Here is a 21,665-nt window from a genome sequence, read left to right as displayed (position 1 = left end):
ATAAGTGGAATAGCTAGTAAAAAAAACAATATAATATTTCTATTACTAACCATCTGTATTATCCAATTTATTTCCCTGCTGTCATTTGATTATTCGGATGTAAGCTGCTGTAATAGTCACCGACAATAGTAGGTAGTCCATTAGCATCAATCAATGCACATGGCCATAAGCCTGACATAGTTGGTGAAGCATTAAACCAGACATATCTGTCTACAGCCTCCATATTTTCCAGTTGAGGAAGAAGTGTTTGAGCAAAAGATAACATCTGAGCCGGAGTATAGCGATTCTTCGACACATCACCTCCTGTATTATCATCCCTTACTCCAAACTCTGTAATCCATATTTTTTTGCCCCAACGATCATATACTGCTTTAACAGGATCGGTAAACAAGGTTGTTGTATTAGGCTGATAGATATGAATCGCAATATAGTCAACACGCAAGTTTTGTTCGGCAACCCCATTCATAAACTGTACCATCCAGCTAGTTTCAGTTAACGATGGATAAGATGTAGCCGGACTGATAAGTTTTATTCCCGGATTAATATTGTCACAAATAAATTTCCATTTGGTCAAAGCATCAGTTACAGACATATTTGCTTCATTTGTCAAATCTGGCTCATTAAATCCCAATACATAATTTATCTTACCCTCTTCGTACAGAGTATTTAATTTATCGATATTGTCTTTAGTAACAGCCGCCCCATTCCAGAACATTGGCACAAACTCCACATTATCCGGAATGTAATTCGATTGACTATCCGGAATAAATGTACCCCATGTATAGAACCAGTGAGGCTTTAGATTAATAATATTTTTCCACCATACACCTACCGTAGTAGTTGTACTCATACCGACTCCCTTTTTTACAGAATTGTCCACTATCGGAATTTCGGGATCTTCTGTTTCGGGAATCTGCTTCACAGGAGGTATTATTTCGGAGCTATCGCAGGAAATGACTAAAGTCATAATACCAAACATAAGAAGAAAGAAGCCGATATAATGTATCAGACTGTTTTTCTGAAATTTTTTCATGTTATTTTTTTGATTTATTGTATTATATTGAAATGGTACCTTTATAACCGACATTGATAAGTACAGGCTTACCATTATCCCACCTCCAAATATTTTCCATATCGAAATCCCGAGCACGATAAAACCGCTCATACAAATCAGCTGGATTCTTTATTGCACCATCCAAACTGTTTTTATTATCTGAAGGGGTATAAGAACTGACATTACCATTCTCGAAATATTGTATTTCGGATACATAGTTTTCGGTATGTGTACCAGTACCATTTGCAATAGTACCAGCTACCGCATGTATTGTGGAACCATTTAAGAGAACATTATTAAGAATACATTTTGTGACATATCCATTGTTTTGGAATGTAGAAGAGATACCTGCAATGGGTAGAGCAGCAGTAGTTACCCCTGTGATTGCAGAATTGCGAACAATACATTTTTCAAGTAACCCTTTTACTGTTCCGGCAATCCCCCCTCCACTGGAAGTATTTATTGTACCAGCTACTGTAATCTGAGGCAAAGTCAAACTTGCTCCCTGCCCTTCAACTAAGCAGTTACTAATATTAGCTGCAACACCGGCAATGCCTCCACACATGAAAACATTACTAATAGAGCCTGAGAACATGCACTCTGTTATACTCATATTGTCATTATTATTTGCTCCAAAGATGCCACCAACACCATTCACCCCGCTTACTGCTGCCTTTATTGTCATTTCTGAAAGACAGTTTTCAATTGCTACAGCCGATTCACCTCTGCCTACTATACCTCCAATTCTAGTTTTCAGAGCTTTGAGAGTAATACTGCCTTTAGTAGTACAATTCGAAATCACACTAACACCGCTTTTTGCTCGTCCGACTATACCGCCCACCATTCCACAAGTTGCATCAATAGATAAATCAGCATATATATTTGATATTTGTCCTCCGGATATTTCGGCTGCAATACCACCTAACAGGTCTCCTGTGTTGTTTGAAATGACGGAGCCTTTTAATACAATATTATCAATAACCCCTATATTGTGATCGCCCACCAAAACGCCAAAAGCAGATGTTGCAGTTATATTTACATCCGAAAACTTAATATTTCTTATACTCCCTGTATTAGTCGTAATCAGCCCTCCCTTAGTACTAATAGATGGATAATTAAGTCCCCTTATTTGATAATTATCGCCATCAATAACTCCGGAAAAAGAAGCGATAGGCACCCAAGCAGGAACCAGAGTGCTTAAGTTGATATCTGAAACTAACTTAAAATTCTTATCTGCATAATCGCGTATACGATTAAACTGGCTAGCATTTGATATAAGATAAGGATTGCTAACAGAACCATCGCCCCCAACAAAGTTGCTATCTTCAGTTATCCCTAAGTTACTATAATATTCACCTGCAATAGTAAGCGCTCCACTAGCATCAACAAGCCCGCAAGGCCATAGCCCAGCCATATTAGGCGAAGCATTGAACCAAGCATAGCGCTCCACTGCTTCCATACTTTCTATTTGAGGAAGTAGAACTTCCATAAAAGATAAAATCTGCTCTCGTGTGTATTTATTATTAGCCGGATTGCCTCCTGTGTTTTCATCTCTCACACCGAACTCTGTGATCCATATTTTTTTGCCCCATTTTGCATAAACTGCATTTATCGGATTGATAAACAAAGAAGCTGTATTGGGCTGATAGATATGTACAGCAATATAATCTACACGCAGATTTCGTGCTTCTACTCCCTGCATAAATCGTACCATCCAACTTCCATCCTTTACTGATGGGTAAGAAGTTACCGGACTAATTAATTTTATTCCCGGATTGAGATTATTACACAAATATTCCCATTTATCCAGCGCTGTTTCCACAGGCATATTTGCTTCTTCTGACAAATCCGGCTCATTAAAACCGAGGACAGAATGAATTTTCCCTTGCAAATAAAGAGTATTAAGTTTTGCAATATTTGCATCTGTAACAGACGATCCACCCCACAACATAGGTACAAACTCACTACCTGTTGGAGCATTTGCCTGTTGATTGTCAGGAATAAAAGTACCCCATGTATAGTACCAATTGGTATTTAAATTATTTATATTTCGCCACCAAACTCCATTTTGCGTACTTGTACTCATACCTATACCTTTTTTAGAAGAAGCAGTACCAATAATAGACTTTGAGTTAACAGAACCTGAATTATCCTTTTGTATAAGCATATCTGTAGAGTCGCAAGAATATAAAGCAAATACAATGAATAAGGATAAAAACACATATTCAATTTTATTTTTCATGTTTTCTGTATATTAGATAAATAGTCTCTACCCTCCTATTATATCAGAATAGAGACCTAATTAGATTAAATTGATTATCTTTTAGATTTCATTGATTTTGTAAGGCTTCCATTATAGCCGACATTTCTAAGAACAGGTTTATTATTTTCCCATTTCCAGATATTCGTAAAATCAAAACCTAAAGATTCGTAGAATGACTGAGTAAGAGCTGATGCTGTTTTAACTTCTCCATCAAGGCCGGTAGCACTATTATCAGGTGTATAAGCACTAGCCGCCCCATTTTCATAATACAAAACATCTGAAGAATAATTACTACTATTTATGCCCGTACCATTAGCTACTGTACCTGTTATACCATGAACCGTTGTTCCATTTACCAAAATATTACTAACAACCGAATTTTTAACAAATCCATTATTTTGGAATGTAGATACAATTCCCGATATAGGAAGCGTAGCTGTGGTAACACCCGAAAAAGAAGCGTTACGAACAATACAATTCTCAGTAGCTCCCTTTCCTGTACCCACAATACCACCTCCGCTTGAAGTATTTATTGATCCACCTACAGTTATCATCACCGATGTCATATTTGCACTTTGCCCTTCGGTTACACAGTTTCTCATATTTGCTGCTACTCCGGCAATACCTCCACACATAAATACATTTGTTATTTTGCCGGTAAACATACATTCATCGATACGCATATTATCATTATTGTTAGCACCAAAAATACCACCCACACCATTTGCTCCTGTACCGGTAGCCGTAGCAGTTATATTCATAGACGACAAACAGTTTTTGATAATTACCCCCGTCTCTCCACGTCCAACAATACCGGCTATACGGGTTTTTCCGGCTTTGATAGTAATACTACCTTCTGTAGTACAGTTCGAAATTATACTTGCACTTGTTTTTGCTCGTCCGGCAATACCTCCAATCATACCACAGGACGCATCTATACTAAGATTCACATATACATTCGATATTTGACCTCCGGATATTTCTCCAACAACTCCGCCTAGTATATCTGTGGTATTAGTAGAGCTAAGTGTTCCTGTTATAAGAATATTCTCTATTTTACCAACACTATGATCTCCTGCAATAACACCAAATGATGCTGTTGTTGTTATATTGATATCCGGGAAAGAGATATTTTGTATATTACCTGTATTTGTTGTAATCAGTCCTCCCTTTGTTGTTATATTTACATATTCCAATCCTTTTACCTGATGTCCTCCACCATCTATAGTTCCTGAAAATGAGGTGATGGGAACCCAAGGGTTTTCTAATGTTGAAAGATCTATATCATTCGTCAATAAGAATTTCTTATCTGTATAATCACGTATTTTACTGAATTGGCTGGCTTTAGAAATTGTGAACGGATTGGTAACACCATCTCCCGAATCAAATTGCTCTTCTGCAAATAGCTTTATTTCTTTTTCCCTTGAGGATATTTTACCTAAAGTTACCTTTATTGTCATATCAGATGAAACAAAACCTGTTTTTGGTGTAATAACCAATGATGAACCCGAAACGGATGCATCTGCATTTTCCGGGGCTTTTACTATTGTAGCAATCGCTGTTGCCGGCGTATAATTCAACGGTTTAGTCACAGTCTGGGTAATCTCTGATATCAATGAAGGAAAATTCGCAAATGACAGAATATCCATCGGAGAAGAAGACGATATTGTTCCTGTATTTTTAGCAGCAACTCCTGATAAATAATTATCACCTGTAATATTCATATTAGAGGCATTGCATGCTGTTATAGTCCCGGCATTTACAGCCACCAGCCCGGCAACATACTCTGTTCCTGCTACTGAACCAGAAATGGTTAAACTACTAATTTTAGCTGAAGATGCCGTATAGCTGAATAAAGCTGCATTTGTTGTTCCTTCGATATTAATATTGGAGATTGTCTTTCCATTTCCGTCCAATGATCCGGTGAACTTTAAAGCTTCTGATCCTAAAGGCTGCCATGCTACGCCTTCCAAATCAATATTTTGAGTCAATTTAAAATTTCGATCAAGAAGAAACTGTATTTTTTTCAATAATTGTGCATTATTTATTTCGAACGGAGATTCTACTGTTCCGTTACCATTTACAAAAGGTGAAGTAGTTATAGTTACAGGAACATTTTCACGAGCACCGAAAGAGACTATAAGATTTAGTTGACCTCCGATAAAGTCATCTCCCGGAGTTAAGGTTAAAACACCATTACCGGTTTTCTTGTCTATAGTAACTTTTGTATTTAAACCCGTAACAAATGGTTCTACTGCCACAAGGCTCGACATAAACGGATCTACAGTAAATGGAATATCTACAGGTGAAACTAAACCTGAAACAGTATTATATTTAGAATCCATCTCAAATATAATAGGAGATGAAGGATCTGTATCCTCAGCAACTTCGAATATCTGACTACAGTAAAATATTTTTCCATCAATAAGAATTTCCATTTTTAAAGTAAATTCGCCTAATTCGATCGGCTTGCCTTCCAGTGAGATCTTTACCGATCCACCTGTTGGTAAATCTAATTCTCTTTTAGAGACATATATTCCATTTGCCTCTTTTGCGCTAATAGTGGCAATTGTACCGCCTCCTGTATAATGTAAATCGAAGTTATTAAGAGATGTCATCAAGACATTCTGCACAAAGCTTCCCTCAATAGAAGAGTTATCGCTATCAATTTCAAATCTTACAGGTATAGATGATTCATCTTTTTCACAACTAATGAAAGTCATTAATATTAGAAAAAGAGAACAACAAATACGAGAGATTCGGATCAAGTTGTTGTTTTTCATTGGTATTTGATTTAAATTTAGGAAGTTGATTTGTTCTTTTTATTTTCAAAATCTAAATGCAAATATTATCATTGGAACAAGTATACCAATAAAAAAGAACCCCTACAAATACCCTACATAAAAATTAATACACCCCAACAATAAAAATAACCATCAGGAGAAAAGTACTCCCGAAAGCAATAAGAATGGGAAAATACGAGATAGAAACATCCCCTTTATTACAGGAATGTTAAAGGCAGATTAAATATTTAAAATTGAAGCTTGTGTTATATAAATAAGAACAGAAATGATAAAGATGATTATAAATAGATATTGTATAATTTGACCTGATTAAATATTTCAATCAACTTATCCGCATTATTTTTGTTTTTCGTAATTAATAATTCGAAAGAATTTTCATCTTCTTCGATTACCGATAAAGCCACTTCTAATATATGTTCCATTTCTTTTCTTGCATCATGTAGTTTTATCGACTTATCCTTGACTCTGCGTTTGAGGTGTTTTTCCAACTTTCGGGTTGAATAATAGATATTAGGTTTCAGTACAATCGTACGCATCATGGGATCGCCCGGAACAATATCCTCTTTAGTTACATAATACTTATCCAGTAAGATCTTCAGACAAGCAACTCTTTTTCCAAAATCATGCTCAGAAGCTTTATTTTCCAGTTGTTTATCAAAAGATTCAGGAATTGCAGATAAAAACTCCCAATTATATTCTTTTTCCAAAGTTTCATTTTTTAATAAACTTTTCTCTGAAACCGCTTTATTCCTGATATTTTCAGAGGGATCGTTATAAGCAAGATAGGTTTGGGCTGAAATATTAATTAAAGAATTGGATACAAATATAAATAGAGCTAACATTATCGCTTTCATATGCTTAATCTTTTAATACTCCCCAAAAGTATATAGTAAGTATTTCGTTATTGGAAAAGAAATGTTACAATGCTGTTATTTTACAAATACAATAACAAAGGCCTGAATTGTCTTCAAGCCTTTGTATATTTATGCACAATAAAAAAGAAATAAATTTTATTGTAGACCGAGTAGTGATTTTATTTTAACTACAAATTCGGTATTATCATAATATCCTGTAAAGGTTTCTGCTCCGGGACCATAAGCAAAAACAGGAACAGGTGTTGCAGAGTGGTTGGTAGTTGCAAAATTCTCCTTAATTTTATTGTCTTTTTCTATAATAGACATTCCTCCCGTTTCATGGTCTGCTGTTACTATGACTAAGGTATGTCCGTCTTTAGCTGCGAAATCCAGAGCTCGTTTTACAGCCTTATCAAAATCAAGCACCTCATTAACAACATACTCTGCATCGTTAGCATGCCCACCCCAATCAATTTGTGAACCTTCTACCATTACGAAGAAACCTTTTTTGTTTTCTTTATTCAATAATGATAACATCTTAGAAACAGAATTGGGCAACATATCTCCACGACCTTCTGACATTTTAGGGAGATGTTCGTCTGCTAGCAAAGCGATTACTTTTGTGCTATAAATATTCTCTAAATCTTCTTGAGATAAAGCAATTTTGTATTTTTGAGCCTCCAACTCTTTCAGTAAGTCGCGATTATCTTTACGATCTGTAAAGAACTTCTTTCCTCCACCAATACATACATCTATATTAGATAAAAGTAGGTCAGAAGCGATCTCTTCATGCATCTCCCTATGAGGTTGATGTGCATAATAGGCCGCTGGTGTGGCATGTGTTACTGAACAGGTTACTGTTATCCCTGTAAGAAATCCATTCTTCTTTGCAAGTTCCATTATCGAGATTGTCTTCACACTGTCAGGAGTCAATCCAAGCATACCATTTTTTGTTTTCACACCGGAGCTGAGAGCTGTACCGGCAGCAGCCGAGTCTGTAATATCATTATTGCTCGAATTTGTTTTTTGCAATCCTACATAAGGGAATTGGAGTAAAGTCAAATCTCCTTTATTTTGTTGAGTCCGGTATATTTGAGCTAGCCCCATACCATCCCCAATCATAAATATCACATTCTTTACTTTTTGTTGGGCATTGATTACTGACGAAAGCAGGATCAACCCCAAAAGGAATATATGTCTTAATTTCATTTTGTCTAATTTATTTAAATAACCAAATATTATATGTTACATCATCAGTTCCACCATATTGTTGTTGAATAGATGCTTTATAATGTTCATTATTGTATGAGATCTCATCTACCGGATACATCCACCTGCGAGATAATTTTTTATTTGATGTTCCAATTCCGTTCCCTCCTTCCTGAAGGGTTGGATAGCCTGTTCTCAACCAATTATAGTAGGCCTCAAATCCGGAATTACAAAAGAGAGTCACATATTTTTGAGTAAGAATCTGTTGTATCCCATTTTCATTATTCCCCTTATATGCAACATTACTATTATTCAAGAAATCTTCCGTATTTATAACAACACTACCAATAGTACCTCCTAAACGGTCTCCTATCGTTAAAGTAGTACCATGCGTTAATCCATAAAAACTCAAAGATGCAGTAATCCCTTTATTATACCAAGACTTAGCATCTCCACTAAGCCACCCTTTTGCTATAGCTTCTGCTATATTGAAACACATTTCAGAATATCCGATAACAATATACGGCTCAGCAGTAGATCCATCTTGTGAGGAAAAATAACGTTTATAGTTGATGTATGAATAAGCACCTTTATCCTCATCTGTAGTTCCTTTAGTATCAGTCCCGGAGTAGAGTTCCGCCTGAGTAGAATTGGTACTTGCTCCAACATAGGAAGAGAAATCGGAAACCGATTTTCCTGCCACTTTGTACTGTGCCGGAGCAGGAGTTGCAAAAACAAAAGTACGGGGATCTTTATCTGATGTTGTTATATCCAATATACTTTTTCCGATGTTCGCCCCATAAGTATAGGATTTACTACTGAAAATAGGATATGGATTATACGCAGAATTATAACGATATACCATATTATCACTATTACTCTGCATCAACGGATAGGCTGTCGGATTATTTACTATTTCAGCAAATTGTTCTTTAATCTTTAGATCAGGTGTATCATCTGCACGTTTACTTAAGCTTACAAGTATTCGTAAGCGAAAGGTATTGATAACCTTTTGCCATTGCAGATTACTCATTCCAAAAACATCTCCATTTTTATCCAGAATAGAATTAGCAGATACACTATTTGTAGATTGCTTAGTAATCAGATTATCCATTATTTTATTAGCATCGTCCAATAAAACAAGCACTTCTTTGTAAACATCTTTCTGCGTATCAAACTTAGGTGTCAGATTATCTGGATTTCCAGCTTCTGCAAAAGGGATATCCCCCACACGCTGCGACAACCAAACACCCGAATAAGCCCGGTAAAATTTAGCTAAAGCCATATATACATTTTCATTTTCTCCATATTGGCGATAAGCTTCTTCTTCGAGCTTTATTGCATATTTTAATAAGTCGTAACGCTCTGTAGTATTAGTCCAGTTATAATAGTTACTTCCCCAATAGTATGAATAATTACTCACATAATATTGATTGGTACGATGTGCTCCACCAAAAGCCATTTCATCTTTTGAGACCATTGCTGCGGTTAGATGATTCAATACCACAGTAGAAGTAGCCCTGTCCGACGCATTGGGATTGAGTAATAAATCGTCATCGAAACAAGACGAAAATGCAGTACATATCAAACAAATAACAAGAGCCTTTCTTAGAATATATAATGTTTTCATTTTATCTGTTTTATAATTAAAAATTCATTAAAAACTCAAATTCAGGTTGAAACCAAATCGGCGGGTAGTTGCACTTTGCAGTCCTATAGAACCCTGACTTCCGGTTGCAGTTCTATCTGAAGAGTTGAAGCCGGAAGGAAAACTGTCAATATCCATATCCTTACGTTTTGCAAAGTATAGAAGATTACGTCCTACCAGCGAGATTGTAGCAGAATGGAAAAATCCTTTAAAAGCACTCTTTGGCAATGTATAACTAAGACTTAACTCCCTGAGTTTTGCAAATGAGCGGTCTATCATAAAGTATTCGGTATTTCCATACAATCCGTTCGATCCTGTTATATAACTTTGGACAGTAGTAGCAACATCATTCTTTGCAAATGTCAATTCATCAAGATTCGCTATCTGCCCATTTTCAAACCTTGGTGTCCCTGATACAATTTTCACACCTTCTCCAACATAACTAGGAGTTACAGTTCCGTTATCGCGCAACGAAGTCCATTCTTTCTGTCGGGCTTCACCAAATGCACCCTGAGTTGTTTCTACGGCAGTACCTCCATTCATCGCCTGAGCATACACAAAATCATATATTTTGCCACCAAAGCGTCCATCTATCTGGAAACTTAAAGCAAAGTTCTTATATGTAAATGTATTCATTATACCTAAGGAAAAATCAGGATTTAGATGTCCAAGAAAACCATTCTGAGAGACTCCTGTAGGAGCCTGATAAATAAGTCCGCCGTTATGAACAATATTGCCTTCTCCATCACGAACTAATTTTCTTCCGTATAAAGCATCGAGACGATCTCCTTTTTTATAGTTATGTCCATTCAGGTTTAGAATGGTTTCATCTCCATATATTTCTTTCAATGTTTCTTTATATGTACTCCAGTTGCCGGACAGATTCCAATTCAGTCCTTTTTCGTTCTTTAATATGTTGGCAGAAAGGGTAAATTCAAAACCCTGATTCAAAGTCGTTATACCATTTATAGCTCTATATTTATAGCCTGTGGAGGGGGCTACATTCAGATTGTAAATCTGCGGACCATTTACTGTCCTGAAATAAGTTGCATCCAGGCTTATACGGCTATCGAATAAGCGAATATCGAATCCTGTTTCAAGAGATTTTCTGCTATATGGCTCCAAAGACGGATTTGCTATAACATCCGAAAAGTCTACAGATGGCAAACCGTTGTAATAGCTAAAAATAGTATATACATCCTGATTAGCATAAGTTGGACCATCATAAGATGTTTGTAGTTCTGTTCCGTAACCTAACAAACCAGAGTTAAGAGATTTTCCGGTTATGGAAGAAAAAGCCGATCCTATTGAAGAAGAAGTAAGCCCTCCTTTTACCTGTGCGTAGGAGATTCTGGCTTTCAACATATTTATAAAATCAGGTAGATTTACATATTCATTGATAATAGAACTTAAAGACACTGACGGATAGAAAAACGTATTAGAACCTTTTGGCAACGTAGATAAGTTATCGACACGACCTGTATGATTTACATTAAAATAATTTTTGTATCCAAGGTCAAATGAATAATATCCACTATACACCTGCATACGCGATCCGAAATTATAATTCAGCACTGGATTACTTGAATTAGAAAAACTATATAATCCAGGTATAACTAATGCTTTTGTTGTACCCCATGTAGAATGATACTTAAACAAACGCAGACTACCTCCAGCTAAAGCACTTAAAGACCAATCTCCTAACTGCTTATTGTAATTAACCGTAATATCCGAATTATTTTCTATCAGTTTTCGACTATCTTCGCGATAATCTCCATACCATCCAAAATAATACCAAGGCACATAGTCATTCAGATTTATTGAAGGAGGAACTTTCTCTGTACGCAACTGATCCCAAGTCGTCAACTGAGAACGTAAGCTAACATTCAGATCTTTATTGACTTTGTATAATAACTTGAGATGCCCATATATATCTGTCTTGTCATGTGATCTCAGCCATTTCTTAGCCATATACCATGCACTATTCAAACGTCCATATTCAGGAGCATATTGAACTAAGTCTTGTACACCTTGAGGTCCTTTATAAATATCTTCCAGATCTCGGATATCATAATCTGAAGAACCATACACTTTGAACATATATGTATAACTATTAGGTCCGTAGTTTACATCGGGTATGTTAGGGGTATATTGTACACTTACATTCACATTTCCTTCTACACTCAGTTTATCGGATATATCATAAGATCCTCCAACACTAAAATTGTCTCCATTTAGTTTTGTATTAGGGAATATACCTTTTTGATAACTATGAGTATAAGACATACGTATCGAATGATTTGCACCTCCATGAGAGAATGCTATATTATTGGTAGAAGTGATCCCTGTCTGAACGAAATTCTCAAAGTTGTCTTTCCCGCGTGCCAACCAAGGGGTCGCTGTTCTGACTTTAGTCGTAGGATCCCACGGACTATCGTATTGCTTTATAAGTTGCCCTTCGAAGCGAGGACCCCATTCCGGAAGACGTTGATTATTATCATACAATACGTCGCCATAACTGTATCGAAAGCCAGTTCCCCGACCATATTCATATTGGCTTTCAGGTAATGTCAAGAATCCTTTTTCCATTTGGTTAGTACTGTTAAACTCTATCAGCCAGTTTTTTCCAAGACCCTCTCCGTTGCCGGTCTTCAATCCTTTTTTTGTTGTGATTACAACTGCTCCGTTTATTCCTCTCGATCCGTACAAAGCAGCTGCATTCGGCCCTTTCAGTACAGAATAGCTTTCGATGTCGTCGGGGCTAATATTCCATGTATCTGAATTTATAGGCACTCCATCTACTACAAATAGTAAGTCTTTACTACCACGTAATACAATTTGAGGACGTCCCAAAAGTTCTGTGCTGGCTCCAATAGACAATCCGGCAACCTTCCCTGCCAAAGCATTCACAGGATTCGCATCTCTAACTTTATTCACTGCATCGCCTTTTACTTCTTGTACAGAATAGCCCAGCCTTCTTACTTCTTTCTTTATGCCCATTGCTGTTACAACAACCTCATTCAATTGGGTACTCGAACTTTTAAGATCTACATCTAATGTATATACCTCTCCTATTTTCAGTAAGATATTCTTAAAAATAGCTTCTTCGCAGCCAACATAAACAACTCTTACTGTATAGGTTTCTCCTCCTTTTAAATCCTTAATACTATAATTCCCATTTTCATCCGTAACTGTTCCTGTTACAGCTCCGGATGCAGCTATAATTCTGACTGGAGCACCAATCAGATCCTCATTGTTAGAAATTACTCTACCTCTAATCTCAGCGGAAGATTCCTGAGCGAAAGCAATAAGATTAAAAGAGATAAGAAATAATAATAGATAAAGCGTTTTCATCATTTTTTCATATTATAATTGTGATTTCGAGGCAAAATTATATGCAGATTATTACCTATCCGTTACATAAAATTTAATAAAAAACATCTTTTTTGTTAAAATAGACAAAGGGTCATCACAATATAGTAACAACCCTTTTTTCATTTTAATTTGAGATCATTTCCTCTTAATTGACATATCGTTTTCTGAGTAAAGACACTTTCTCAGGTCCTATACCACACTCTTTTTCCAAAAAGGACTCCACACTACCATAATGAGATTTGATAGTTGCAAAAAAGCTTCGAATATGTTCTGGTTTAAGCCTCATCTTATCCTCTACATCAGATATAGTCAATCCGGATATCTTAGTCAATGATTCATACATTCGTGCATTCATAGACCTTAAATAAATATTCGATGCACAAAAATCATCTTCAATTGTAGACATTGGTACATTTAAAACATATAGAAGTAAAGCCGCTGCCATACCTGTACGATCTCGACCTCCTGTACAGTGGAACAATAGAGCTTCATCATCGGGGAGAGTCAATAGTTTTTGAAATAAAGGTTTGTAACGTTCTCCATAATATTGAATACTTTTATCGTTATACATATTTATAAGAAAGTCCGAATTCTTAATCATATTAGCTATTTCTGCTGGTGTAGGAATACTATCACTCCCAGCCGGACACAAAGTATAATCGGTATTAGATAGCAGCCTGTCTGGAGCCAATAGGGCTTCTTTTGTTCCACGAAAATCGATAACTGTTCGAATCTTCAAATCTTCTATCGTTTGTATGTCTTTGTCTGTTAGGGTAGCAATACTTGCCGATCTGAATATCTTGCCTTTAATAACTGTCTTATAATCTGCTGTCTTATAATTCCCGGCATCTCTAAAATTAACAGCTCCTTCCATTATTACAACCCGCGTAATGCTGTCTTTCAGCTGAGCTTGCAATGTAAATGGGATAATAAAAAACAAAAACACAAATCTTTTCATCTTCATACATTTCTTTATTTAAAATTTTCAGAAAGAAACGTACTACTTGCTACAATAGAATCAATAAACTATTTTATTAATGTTAAATAAGAATCGTACTTTCTCGACAAAATATAGAAAATACGCTTCCTAGATATACCTTATTTGAGGGACAGACAATTCAGTCTCCTGGCACCGTATAAATTAAGAACTCATATTTAATATTAACACATTATGTTTGAGTATTCCTATACTAATTGTAATGAGATAGACAAATATGAACTGATATAAAAGAAACCCTCCTTCAGGATTCGTTTATATTATTAATAAATTAATATAAAAATCATAAATGAATTAATAGAAAATAGGATAAAAGCTGTTTTGTTTGAAGGAACTTCATATTCCGGTTTCCGGGAGGAGCTCAGCTACAACCTTTATTTTAAATACGGGTTGATTAACAGTAAGGCCGGAGTTTCAACTCTTAAAATATCAGAAGAAAAATACAATGGAACTGATGCTCTGAAAATGACTATGACAGCCTATTCCACAGGTATTGCATCCCCAATATTCGAATTGTCTGATACTCTATCATGCTATCTGACAAAAGATATGAAGCCTCTGTATTACACAAAAAATGCCCACGAAGGCAATGAGCACACCATAGAGGCGATCAATTACAACTATACAGATGGAACAGTTAATATAAAAAGTAAACGAATAAAGAATGGCATATTAAGATTTGATGAAAACCTGACATCTCAAACAATCATCTATGATATGATGAGCATAATCTATTATGTACGGACACTGGATTGCGATATACTAAAAGAATCCAAGGTATTAACCGTGGATTTTCTGTCCGGAAAAGATATTGTAAAAATGGATATTCATCATAAAGGGCTGGAAATCATCAAAGCTAATGACGGAAACGAATATGCTTGTGTCAAATTAAACCTGGTCATTTATGATAATGCTTTTGCCGACAAAAAAGAAGCTATGAGAGTGTATTTATCCAATGACAATAAACGTCTACCAGTTCGTATTGACTCTAAGCTAAAAATAGGATCGACGAAAGTAATAATGAAAAAAGCAAAAATATAGATATATTTGTCAATCTAAAAAAGCAGTGAATCTCAGCCCCGTCGACATATTATTCAGGCTGAAGGATGTCCTCTCTTTTATGTAATCCAACTGGGTGCCAAATGTCTTTTCTGACGGTCTGATATCGAAGCTGATTTTCGTGTATTTATAATCTACAAACCAAGACAAGCCAACTCGGGGTGTCATCATTACCGTAAAGTTAACCCCTGTACCCAAAGCCAGACCGGGGCGAGCTTTATAATCTACAAAGGGAAGGGTAATATCACTTTTTATTCCGGTATTTTTATTCTCGGCGACCCCCACAAGGCTCATCTCGCCGTTTGTCCCTATAGTTATTCCGGTTGTCAACTTAGCCTGCAGAAGAAATTTTGATCCGATAAACTTAGTATACTGAGGCCCTACCATAAAATATAGCATGCCCATAGATTGAAAGTCCTGCCGGGGACTCCTTATTATAATATCGGATAATTCGAGGTCATCTACAATATCTTCACCATTTTGATTAAGTGGATAATGTCCGAATGTAGCTTCACCAAGGAGTCCCCATCGCCTGTTGAAATAATAGGCTCCTTCCAATGTCGATTCAACTCCTAAGGCTTCAGGTTTTGCATCCGTCATATCAAACGAATAGCCTATACGGGCTGAAAGATAAGAGGGCTTGTTTATCTCTTCTTCGATTGTAAAGCCGGAAAAATAATCTCCTTTATTCCCATAGAAATGATCGGTAATGGCATATGACAGTTCTGTAGATATAATACCGATAGCAGCCCCAACTAGGATATCAGATATCCAATGCCTGTTATTAAGACTTCGCGAAGCCCCTACATACGAACTGCTTGCATAACCGGCAACACTATACAATGGATTGATATGTCCGTATTCCTTATGCAAAAAAGTTGCATTCATAAAAGCTGTGGCTGTATGTCCTGAAGGAAAAGAGTTACGGCTGGTACCATCTGGTCGCATGACTTTAGATGAGTATTTGACTGAATTGACTAAAGCACCCATTATAAGCATACTGCCACTCCAATTAAGGGTTTGTCTTTTCCAACCGTTACGTCCTTTCTGTCCGGCAATATTCAGCCCCATTACTCCCAAAGCCGGAGCATATTGTAGATAGTCATCCAAATGATTCGAAAAGTTAGGGACATACCGGTTACGTACTTCCCTGATATTTCCACGTTCTCCCCATGTCAGAAAGCCTGACGTCAGTAGTGCTGCCGGAGCAATTCCCTGACGAACCCATTCCTTGCGCAACAAAAATGGCTGGTCGGATATCTTTATTGGATCTTCTCTTATACCGGAGTATACTGGTGGTATACTGTCACAAGCTTTGATACTGCTTATGGGACAAAGCAGCATTATAATAAAGCTTGTGATAATTACTTTAGTCATCAATATTGTTTTCCTCACTATAATATAAATTAATACAGACAACCGAGAATAGATTCATAGGAGATAAATCCTGAATTTCTTCAATCGATTGTCTGTATCTGTTAATCTACTGCTGATGGCTAAAAATAATTTTGCCATTTTTTTGAAGTTCTATTTTTCCCTGATGCTCACTAAACATATAGTCTGTATTACTGTATCTGATCCCGGAAGCAGTGGGATCGGCCTTTAATTCTATTATCTTGCCATTGAAGACCAATGAAGCTGTGTTATTCGAATTATCGAATTTCATTTCTAGCGTTTTGCCTTCCGGGTTTTTAACGATACTTTCCACAAGGGTTGAATTATTATAAAAAATAGTTTTACCGTCCTTTTTCAGTTCAGTTATGCCTTGCCAGTTTGTGTAACTATAATTGTCATTTTTATAGTTTGCCCCTGAAGCTTTCGTATTGTCGGCCTCCATTTCAATTTTTTCCCCGTTAAAGATAAATGTTGCCGTATTTTTCGTGTTATTGAAAGTATACTCTAGATTATCTCCCTTTTGGTTGGTTTCAACTCCTTGTTTAATTTCATCAGGTTTCTGTCCCACTACTTCTTTTTGACTTACCTTTTCATTGTTTGATCTGCTGTGGTTGCAGGAAGTTAGTGATATCAGAATCACGCAAAATACTAAAAATACTTTTTTCATCTTTTCAATGGTTTTAATAGTTTATCTTAAATTTTAGAAATCAGGTGAATAAATAGTTTCTGTCTATAAAAAGGGGGTGATCAATGTGTTTCACCCCCATCAACATGTAATTTGAAAGTTATTCGTGCAAAAAATGTTAATGGCCGAAAAGTCTGAGTATTAAAGTATACTCTTATTTATAATATATAATGCAGAAGCTGCTTATATTTTGTATTGTTACTATGAATATTATTTCCCGTTGTATTTCTCTAAATACTCCCTGATGACAGAATCTGCATCTGTCTTTCTAACACCGAGAATACGTTGCAATGTACACAAAAATCTCTTCAACAATCTATAAAAGCGAAATCTATAGCTTCTGCTGTTTTTTTTCATAATTTATACTTTCTCAATTTTAAAATCTAAAAAAAGTTCATTTCTGTTAAAGCTAAATAAACTCCAATGAAAATAAGAGTAGCTTATAATAAAGATTAAACAGAGTAACTCTTCAGATATATAAATAAAGAGGGTTTATTCTATTTTACTACACCACCCCTTCTGGCTATTTAGTTTCATCTTCTCTTCCGCAAAACAATAGTTACCAAAGCCTTCAGATAACTGCTATAGAAGAAACTGATTAATCCTGTAAAATAAATACATAGTTTCTTATTCCTAATATGCTAGTATTTATCAAGTAGTTGTGAATATTATTTGATTTTGTCTATTCTCCAAATCTACAATCTGATCTTTATACTATATTGACAAAAGAACAAAAAAACAGATCATTTTGATTTGTCAGAATAAGTCATATTAGAGCCTCCCCTTCTAATATATCTCTATATACTCTATATATCTGCATATTATACATTCGTTATTTATTTTTATATTAGTTTAGATAGAACAAAAGCAAATGATAAAATTTGTTTTTGTTAGTTCTGAATCTATAGCAATCTATATTATAATAATACAGAACCACTGCTATGTCATCTATCTTATCTGTGTGATTCCTGTGCCGACCGTAAAGCATTTATATAATACAGTTTAAATTTTTCAAGCCTTATTATTTTGTGAGCATTATCATTACAAAAATACACCTTACTTACTATGAGATCTTTATATATAACATGTGCATATTTGTATATGCACATATACAAAGTTCTTATCATTAGAAATATAACATTTAAGAACAGAGGGTATTTTGTAAAATTGTAAAATATCATTGTATCTGTTAGCCCTATCTAAATTTATCGGATCGAATCCTGTGATTATTCATCTTTTGCCATGGGTAAATACATTACTAAAATGAAAGGTTACTAAAATTATCTGGATATAAGTGTATTTCTGTATCGAGAATATAAGAAGAATCCGGGCACTGATAACTTTCTCTTTTAGCTTCTTTTTAGTTGATTTTTTCATCATAACAAAAACTGTATTTAATTAATCATTCTCCTTAAAGCTGCGACTAACGGTAGCGGTTTTCCCTCCGCCAAAGGCAGAGCAAGGGAGGAAATGTATACATTTCCATAACTTTGCCACACGCTATCCAGAAGAGCTTCGCTTCCGTTTGGAATTGCAGAATATTCAAATGCCAATACACAAAACTCAGGACTTTAGCACGGATGATTCTGCTAACCAATCCATCAGAGCCGAATGGATCCCAATAACTCATCGGTCGGGGAGCGCCCAGCGGCAAGGGGGGAGACCACTCCTCCCGACGAGCGAATACTTAAGTCCGTTTTTGTTTTTTAGCATCCAACATCTTATTCACATCTTCAAGTGAATAGAATATCGTACCGCCAATAAGTGTAAAAGGTATTTCTTTATTATTACGCATGGTTTGTAGTTTTCCATGCGACACTCCGAGCAATTTCTTAATATCGGAAGAGCGTAACCATTTCTTTGGGGAGATAGAAGGTAAGACTTTCTTTATCCCCTCAAACTCTTTTAAAACCTTTGCTTCAAATTCCTTGAAGTCTTCGTACGTTAGAATCTGTGACATATTCGATTATTTTAAATGAAACATGGCACAAAAAAATAAAAATATGTTTGGAAAAATTGTTGACCAGAATAAACTACTTTAGTGTACACTATAAATCAGGATAATAAATATGACTTAATTTTTATCGAAATCTATATTATTGAGTTTATTCAATAAATCATTGTATGCAGATTTAGCTAAAAATGTGTCATTTTTGAAGCGACTATAACTTTTGTAAAAAGAAGTAAAGTTTATGTTCTTCCCTGATAAAGTTATTTGTGAAGCTATCTGTCGTATAAATTCTTTTTCAGATATGGATAAGTTCAAATTATCAGATAATATTAGAGCGGTTAACAAGGCACTTATTTCACTTTGTGTCATTCCTGTAATATCCGCAATTGCTGTTGTTACTATTTGGATATCCGAATCGAAGGCATCTTCTATTATTTCCGACATCTTCCCCTGAATTTCCATTCTATTCATCCATTGTAAATAAACAATACAATTATCTCTATCTGCTGTAAAACCATAGCTAATCATCCAATAGGGTATTAATAGCCATGCTCCAATAGAAAATATTGAAAAGGATAACCAACTTTGCAAAAAATAACAAATAATAGCTATGAGAATAGCTACTATTATAAGTGGAAGCGATATTTTACGGAGATTTATTAATTTTGAATATCTTGATATTCGCCTTTTTTGTTCTTTCTTTTTCATCAGTCCAAATATGAACAAAATATTTTTCATCTTTATTTTTAGGGTCATTCTGAATATTTTGATAAAAAAACTTTTGTTTTCCACTAAATGAGCTATCAAATGCTCCTAAATAATCAAAAAAGCTATTCCATTGATATTTGAACTTTGTTTTCATGATGTATCCTGTTAATTGTGGCTAATTTAATTAACTTTTTGCTTCAAGATAATCTGTCAATTCATTGATTGCATATAGAGGCATGTTTGTTAACCATATTTCTTCCCTGAAATCTGACATTGAGGTACGGATAGCCATTTTGGATTTATTCTTTTCGACAAAAGCCCATAAGCTTTTTGCCTGAAGGTTTTCGGCGGCTTTTACCTCTATTGGAACAACCTCATTTTTGTATTGTATAAGTAAATCTATTTCTCCATCTGATTTCTCCGACGACCAATAGAAAATTGAGATTTCCGCATCTGTAACCAATTGTTGTAAAACATACTATTCGGTCAAAGCTCCTTTGAACTCGGTAAAAACCAGATTACCATCAAGTAAGGTTTTTACATCAAGGTTTGCCATAGCTCCCAGCAAACCTATATCAAGCAGATACAGTTTAAAAGCTCCCATATCTTCATAGGCTTTCAAGGGTAAGGCTGGTTTAGATACTCTATGATTTTATGTATTAAACCACAGTCCATCAACCAAGCTAATGCTAATTCAAATTCTTTGGCTCTGGCTCTTTGTTTTATCAAGCCATAGATAAATTTTCGGTTTTCTTTCGATAATTGTGCAGGAACAGAATTCCAGACCATGCGAATACGTGGAACGACATCTGTCGGAGCATGTTTTGAAAAATCCTGTTCGTATGAATTAAGTATTTGTTGCTGAATTTCGCGTACTTCGCTAAAATCCTGATTAATTGCATAGTTTGAAACCACTTCGGGCATACCTCCCCCATAGTAATATTGCTTTAACAGTTCTATGTACTTTGTTTTAAAGGTGTTTATCATTTCCCATTGCTGCTTCTGAATTAAATCGATCAAATCGTGTTCTCCTAATGCTTCTAAAAATTCAGTAAAACTTAGAGGATATAAATCTAAGAACTCAACTTTACCCACTGGAAAAGATGTATTTTCATGTAATGCAATTCCCAGTAAAGAACCTGCTGCCACAATATGGTATTCGGGAGCATTTTCTCTAAAATATTTCAATGAGGTTAAAGCTCTCTCTGCTTCTTGAATCTCATCAAATATAATTAGCGTTTTGTTTGGCTCTGGCTTTATTCCTGTTGCGATCTGGATAGCCAATAAAATACGTGGTATATCAAAATCGTTTAAAAACAATGTTTTTAGCTGCTGATTGTCTTCAAAATTTATATAGGCGAAATTTTCATATTCGTTTTTGGCAAATTCTTTCATCAACCAAGTTTTACCAACTTGGCGAGCTCCTCTAATAATAAGAGGTTTTCGTGTCTTTTATTGTTTCCATTTCTGTAAGAAACCTAATGCTATTCTTCTCATATATTTGGTCGTTTTTCGCTGTTTACATAAACGCCACATGACTTTGCGTATAAAGATACATTTTTACCCTATGACTTTATGTAAAATGATACATTTTTTATCTTTTTCGCTTATTATTCCTATTTTTTCTGTGTTTTGCATCTGTTCTTTTTCATATAAAAACAGT

At 35.4% G+C, this 21,665-nt stretch carries 14 protein-coding genes and 1 pseudogene; 1 reads left to right on the top strand and 14 read right to left on the bottom strand.

Annotated elements, in window-relative coordinates:
- Positions 1-67: 67 nt before the first annotated feature.
- From BGC7_RS00760 to BGC7_RS00725, 8 genes are all read right to left on the bottom strand, one after another.
- A complete protein-coding gene (locus BGC7_RS00760) occupies positions 68-1,033 on the bottom strand; it encodes a glycosyl hydrolase (protein WP_157258605.1) in 966 nt (321 codons plus the stop codon).
- A gap of 22 nt (positions 1,034-1,055) precedes the next feature.
- Positions 1,056-3,296, bottom strand: coding sequence for a glycosyl hydrolase (locus tag BGC7_RS00755; RefSeq protein WP_050699640.1), 2,241 nt, complete (start codon positions 3,294-3,296; stop codon positions 1,056-1,058).
- Between the two features lie 74 nt (positions 3,297-3,370).
- Positions 3,371-6,100: a hypothetical protein gene (locus BGC7_RS00750; RefSeq protein ID WP_185112925.1), complete on the bottom strand. Its 2,730-nt coding sequence runs from the start codon at positions 6,098-6,100 to the stop codon at positions 3,371-3,373.
- 299 nt (positions 6,101-6,399) lie between these two features.
- Positions 6,400-6,975 carry a hypothetical protein gene (locus BGC7_RS00745; RefSeq protein WP_050699638.1) on the bottom strand — a complete coding sequence of 192 codons (576 nt, stop codon included), beginning with the start codon at positions 6,973-6,975 and terminating at the stop codon, positions 6,400-6,402.
- A gap of 156 nt (positions 6,976-7,131) precedes the next feature.
- Positions 7,132-8,184, bottom strand: coding sequence for an alkaline phosphatase (locus BGC7_RS00740; RefSeq protein ID WP_050699637.1), 1,053 nt, complete (start codon positions 8,182-8,184; stop codon positions 7,132-7,134).
- Between the two features lie 10 nt (positions 8,185-8,194).
- Entirely contained in the window at positions 8,195-9,814 is a 1,620-nt protein-coding gene (locus BGC7_RS00735) for a SusD/RagB family nutrient-binding outer membrane lipoprotein (protein ID WP_050699636.1), read from the bottom strand.
- Positions 9,815-9,841: 27 nt separating this feature from the next.
- Positions 9,842-13,189 (bottom strand): SusC/RagA family TonB-linked outer membrane protein, encoded by a 3,348-nt coding sequence (locus BGC7_RS00730; protein WP_050699635.1) that lies wholly within the window; start codon positions 13,187-13,189, stop codon positions 9,842-9,844.
- Positions 13,190-13,352: 163 nt separating this feature from the next.
- Positions 13,353-14,165 carry a tyrosine-protein phosphatase gene (locus tag BGC7_RS00725; RefSeq protein ID WP_185112924.1) on the bottom strand — a complete coding sequence of 271 codons (813 nt, stop codon included), beginning with the start codon at positions 14,163-14,165 and terminating at the stop codon, positions 13,353-13,355.
- A 360-nt stretch (positions 14,166-14,525) separates the two neighbouring features.
- Here BGC7_RS00725 and BGC7_RS00720 point away from each other — a divergent pair, with 360 nt between their 5' ends.
- Positions 14,526-15,245, top strand: coding sequence for a DUF3108 domain-containing protein (locus BGC7_RS00720; RefSeq protein ID WP_050699633.1), 720 nt, complete (start codon positions 14,526-14,528; stop codon positions 15,243-15,245).
- A gap of 9 nt (positions 15,246-15,254) precedes the next feature.
- On the opposite strand, the gene BGC7_RS00715 is transcribed toward BGC7_RS00720, so the two are convergent.
- The 6 genes and pseudogenes from BGC7_RS00715 to BGC7_RS00690 form a co-directional block, all read right to left on the bottom strand.
- A complete protein-coding gene (locus BGC7_RS00715) occupies positions 15,255-16,640 on the bottom strand; it encodes a phosphatase PAP2 family protein (RefSeq protein ID WP_050699632.1) in 1,386 nt (461 codons plus the stop codon).
- A gap of 106 nt (positions 16,641-16,746) precedes the next feature.
- On the bottom strand, positions 16,747-17,325 hold the full coding sequence (locus tag BGC7_RS00710; protein WP_050699631.1) for an MliC family protein: 579 nt from the start codon (positions 17,323-17,325) through the stop codon (positions 16,747-16,749).
- A 1,705-nt stretch (positions 17,326-19,030) separates the two neighbouring features.
- Positions 19,031-19,303, bottom strand: a complete 273-nt coding sequence (locus BGC7_RS00705) for a helix-turn-helix domain-containing protein (RefSeq protein WP_050699630.1) — start codon at positions 19,301-19,303, stop codon at positions 19,031-19,033.
- A 114-nt stretch (positions 19,304-19,417) separates the two neighbouring features.
- A complete protein-coding gene (locus tag BGC7_RS00700; protein ID WP_157258604.1) occupies positions 19,418-20,002 on the bottom strand; it encodes a hypothetical protein in 585 nt (194 codons plus the stop codon).
- On the bottom strand, positions 19,941-20,156 hold the full coding sequence (locus tag BGC7_RS00695) for a hypothetical protein (RefSeq protein ID WP_050699628.1): 216 nt from the start codon (positions 20,154-20,156) through the stop codon (positions 19,941-19,943). Before BGC7_RS00695 ends, BGC7_RS00700 begins: the two co-directional genes overlap by 62 nt.
- Positions 20,157-20,186: 30 nt before the next feature.
- A pseudogene (locus BGC7_RS00690) lies at positions 20,187-21,436 on the bottom strand (ATP-binding protein).
- Positions 21,437-21,665 lie beyond the last annotated feature (229 nt).

This window comes from Dysgonomonas sp. BGC7 (genome assembly GCF_001261735.1).
In the GTDB taxonomy this organism is placed as follows: Bacteria; Bacteroidota; Bacteroidia; order Bacteroidales; family Dysgonomonadaceae; genus Dysgonomonas.
This window is presented reverse-complemented; position numbering and strand designations above follow the sequence as displayed.